General features: G+C 72.0%; 6 protein-coding genes. All 6 read right to left on the bottom strand.

Annotated elements, in window-relative coordinates; genetic code table 11:
• Positions 1-34: 34 nt before the first annotated feature.
• A complete protein-coding gene (locus tag C1I98_RS37675; protein WP_111172025.1) occupies positions 35-811 on the bottom strand; it encodes an SDR family NAD(P)-dependent oxidoreductase in 777 nt (258 codons plus the stop codon).
• A 56-nt stretch (positions 812-867) separates the two neighbouring features.
• A complete protein-coding gene (locus tag C1I98_RS37670) occupies positions 868-1,209 on the bottom strand; it encodes an STAS domain-containing protein (RefSeq protein WP_111172024.1) in 342 nt (113 codons plus the stop codon).
• A gap of 10 nt (positions 1,210-1,219) precedes the next feature.
• Positions 1,220-1,615, bottom strand: coding sequence for an ATP-binding cassette domain-containing protein (locus C1I98_RS37665; protein ID WP_233508533.1), 396 nt, complete (start codon positions 1,613-1,615; stop codon positions 1,220-1,222).
• A 123-nt stretch (positions 1,616-1,738) separates the two neighbouring features.
• On the bottom strand, positions 1,739-2,017 hold the full coding sequence (locus C1I98_RS44750) for a CbiQ family ECF transporter T component (RefSeq protein ID WP_233508532.1): 279 nt from the start codon (positions 2,015-2,017) through the stop codon (positions 1,739-1,741).
• Entirely contained in the window at positions 2,014-2,295 is a 282-nt protein-coding gene (locus C1I98_RS44745) for a hypothetical protein (RefSeq protein WP_233508531.1), read from the bottom strand. The genes C1I98_RS44750 and C1I98_RS44745 overlap by 4 nt, the downstream gene beginning before the upstream one ends.
• A 124-nt stretch (positions 2,296-2,419) precedes the next feature.
• Positions 2,420-2,657: hypothetical protein (locus C1I98_RS42280; RefSeq protein ID WP_158558380.1), on the bottom strand; the 238-nt coding region annotated here is incomplete at its 5' end.

Below are 2,657 nucleotides of genomic sequence, written 5' to 3'. Positions count from 1 at the left end.
GTGGGAAGGCAGGGCGGGAAGAACGGTCACACGGTCACTTGGGCTGGAAGCGGATGCCCCCGTCGAAGCGCACGACCTCGGCGTTGACGTAGTCGTTCTCGATCAGGGAGCGCACCAGGTGGGCGAACTCGGCCGGCCGGCCCATCCGCTTGGGGAACACGACCGGGGCGACCAGCCGGGCCTTGAAGGCGTCCACGTCGCCGCCGCCGAACCCGTAGATCGGGGTGTCGATGATGCCGGGGGCGACGGTGTTGACCCGTACGCCGATCACCGCGAGGTCGCGCGCCGCGGGCACGGTCATGCCGACGATGCCGCCCTTGGAGGCGGAGTAGGCGATCTGACCGGTCTGTCCCTCCAGCGCGGCCACCGAGGCGGTGTTGATCACCACGCCGCGCTGGCCGTCCTCGTCGGCGGGCTCGGTCTTGGCGATGGCGGCGGCCGCGAGGCGCATCAGGTTGAAGGTGCCGACCAGGTTGACGTCGATCACCTTGCGGTAGGCCGCCAGGTCGTGCGGCGAGCCGTCCTTGCCGACGGTGCGGGCCGCCCAGCCGATGCCGGCGCTGTTGACCACCGCGCGCAGCGGCCTTCCGGTGGCGACCGCGGCGTCGACGGCAGCGGTGACCTGGTCCTCGTCGGACACGTCGCACCTGGCGAACACGCCGCCGATGTCGTCGGCGACGGCCTTGCCGCGGTCCTCGTTGAGGTCGGCCACGACCACCGTGGCACCGTGCGCGGCCAGGTCGCGGGCGGTCGCCTCACCGAGACCGCTCGCGCCGCCCGAGACGATTGCTGCTACTCCATTCAGCTCCATGAGCGGACCATAACCGGTCACCGAATGAAGTTCTACGCGGGGGCCGCCCTTGGCCGTCAGACCTCGGTGGACACCGCGGTGCCGACGTCGGGATAGACCTTGATCCGCCGGTCCAGGCCGGTGGTGCGCAGGATGCGGGCCACCGGGGCCTGCGGCGCGGCCAGGCAGACCCCGCCGCCCTCGCCGGTCGCCAGCCGCCATGCCTCGATGAGCACCGAAAGGCCGCTGGAGTCCATGAACGAGAGCGAGGTGAGATCGAGCACGAGCCTGGAGCCGTCCTGCTTGATCGCGTCACGGACCTCGTCGCGCAGGAAAGGGGCCGTGAACAGATCGAGTTCGCCCTCGACCGCCACCACCACGGCATCGCCGACGGCGTGCCGTGCCAGCCGTAGCTTCATGTGCTCATCCCTAGTCGCCCTCGACACGCCCTACTATCCCACCGTATCCCGCACTCACGGCGCGGGGACCGCGAAGCCGTACGGCAGCTCCAGGCGGTGTTCCGCGAGGAGCGCGCGGCCTGCGAGGATATCCCGGATCGGGCCGTCTGCGGCGATCACCCCGCCGGAAAGGATCAGCGCCCGTTCGCACAGCTCCAGCGCGTACGGCAGGTCGTGGGGTGGGCATGAAGAGCTGGTCGTCGGGATCTTGGAAGACCAGGCCGACGCGCCGCCTGATCTCCTTCAGATTGCCCTGTTCGACCGGGAGCCCGGCCACGGCGACACTTCCGTGACCACGAGTGAGAATGCCGTTGAGGTGCATCACCAGGGTGGTCTTGCCCGCGCCGTTCGGGCCGAGCAGCGCCACCCGCTCGCCCCGGGCGATCGCCAGGTCCACCCCTTAGAGGGCCTGAGTGCCATCAGGATAGGCGTACGCGAGCCGGGTGACCTTTCAGTGACGGCGGGCCACCGGACGACCCCTGAGCGTCGCTCACAGCACTCCCACCACGAGCACGGCCAGCGCCGGGCCGGGCAGCAGGGCCGCCGTCGCCCACTGTCCCCCGGTCGCCGTCAGGTCGCCGGTGACCGGCATCGTCCCGGTGTATCCGCGGCTCAGCATCGCCAGGTACACGCGCTCTCCCCGTTCGTATGACCTGATGAACAACGCGCCCGCCGAGCGCGCCACGGCGGGGATGTGCCGGACGTCCCTGGCGGTGAACCCGCGCGACTCGCGGGAGATGCGCATCCTGCGCATCTCCCCCGCGATCACGTCCAGGTACCGCAGCTGAACGGCAGCGCCACCGCGAACACCACGAACGGCACCTCGATCGCCATCCGCCGCAGCGCGAAGCCCGCCGGGACCCCGGCCACCGCCGCCACGCCCGCGAGCAGCGCCAGGTACGCGGCGAAGGCCCAGAACAGCTCCCGGGGCGTGGCCACCACCACGACGACGAACCCGGCCGCCGCCGCCAGCTTGCACTGCGGCGGCAGCCGGTGGACGGCCGAGTCGCCCGCCCGGTGGATCGCGTGGCCGTGTCCGGCGCCCATCGGCTCAGTCCGCCGCGTACGCCCGGGCACGCCGCCGTCCCACCGCGTAGAACAGGCCGCCGCCGGCCACCGCCGTCACCCCGACGCCGATCAGCCCGGCGATCCCGACCGGGATGCCGCCCGCCTATCCCAGTAGCCGGCGCACCGCACGGCGTACCGGAACGTTCCTGACCGCCACGCTCAGCCGCCCCCTCCCGGACGTCGAGTAGGGCCGCACCGTCCGCCTGACCGCCCATCGCCACCAGGCGTGCGGCGGGACCGGCGCGCCCGCGTCGATCCGGCACCGCACGGGCGGCCCGCCGAGGTCAAGTTCCAGGAAGGCGTCCCACACCCCGCCCGCGAAGCCCTCCCAGCCCTGGGAC

It is taken from the genome of Spongiactinospora gelatinilytica, assembly GCF_003236385.1.
Lineage (GTDB): Bacteria > Actinomycetota > Actinomycetes > Streptosporangiales > Streptosporangiaceae > Spongiactinospora > Spongiactinospora gelatinilytica.
Note: the sequence above shows the minus strand (reverse complement) of the source record. Positions and strands in the feature narration are given on the sequence as shown.